At 57.7% G+C, this 911-nt stretch carries 1 pseudogene; it reads left to right on the top strand.

Going from position 1 to position 911, the window contains the following annotated elements:
• Nucleotides 1–911 (top strand): annotated as a pseudogene (locus tag JUK32_RS01680) (hypothetical protein); the annotation flags it as partial.

Raw genomic sequence — 911 nt, 5'->3', positions numbered from 1 at the left:
AACCGCAGCGATAAAGACAATCTCTACACCCACATCTTCAGGGCCGTCTACGCCACCATTGCCGCCCACTGGTTCTGTCCGCCCAATGTGCCAGAGCATCAGTACAAGGCAGAAATTCAGGGCCATTTCACGATTACGCAGGATGGCAAGAAGCTGCCCAACTACGCGGCGCGGTCGAACTATGACGACTATGCGATCGGTGACGGCCAGGGTAACCGGGACGGGCGCTTGGGCCTTAAGTTAGGCCAACTGCCAGGGCTGGAGGTGATTGCCGCCTTTCGGGATGACCCAGTAGAAGAACCTCAGCCCGTAGCCGATGAGATTGACGAAGCAGCGGCAGAGATTAGCCCCACGGTAACAGATACGGATGCAGTCATTGAAACAGTAGAGGAAGAACCCCAGATGAGCCAGCCCCAAGAGCGACCCATTAAACGCCCCCAGGTCTATGAAGCTGATTTGGAGCGCTTGATGAACCTGATGGCCCAGGAGGGCAGGACAGGCACCCCAGCCGAACTCATCGGTGCCCTGCTCGATGCCTATGAAACTCTGAAGGGAGAGCACCAGAGCCGACAGGCCGAAACTGTCGGAGAAGTGGCGCATACCTTTAACTGGTTTACTCGCGAAATCGACATGCTCAGGCAACAGGTCGTTGATTTACAATCTCGCTCACAGCCGCCCCAGACTGGGCCGTCGGATGCCTCCAGAGTCGCTGACCTACAAGCGCAGGTGGGCCAACTGCAGAGCGAGAATGAGCAGCTCACAACCCAGCTGGAGGCGCGGCAATTGGAAAACGAGCAAGTCACGGCTCAGCTGCAAGAGACGCAGGCGCAGCTGGCGGGCATTCATCAGCTCTTGGGAACGCCAGCCCAGCCAGCTAAAGCAGTGTCGCAGTCGTCTCCATCAGCGACCAA

This window comes from Halomicronema sp. CCY15110 (assembly GCF_016888165.1).
GTDB lineage: Bacteria > Cyanobacteriota > Cyanobacteriia > Phormidesmidales > Phormidesmidaceae > Halomicronema.
The sequence above is the reverse complement of the archived record's forward strand: the minus strand, read 5'-3'. Positions and strand labels throughout refer to the sequence as shown.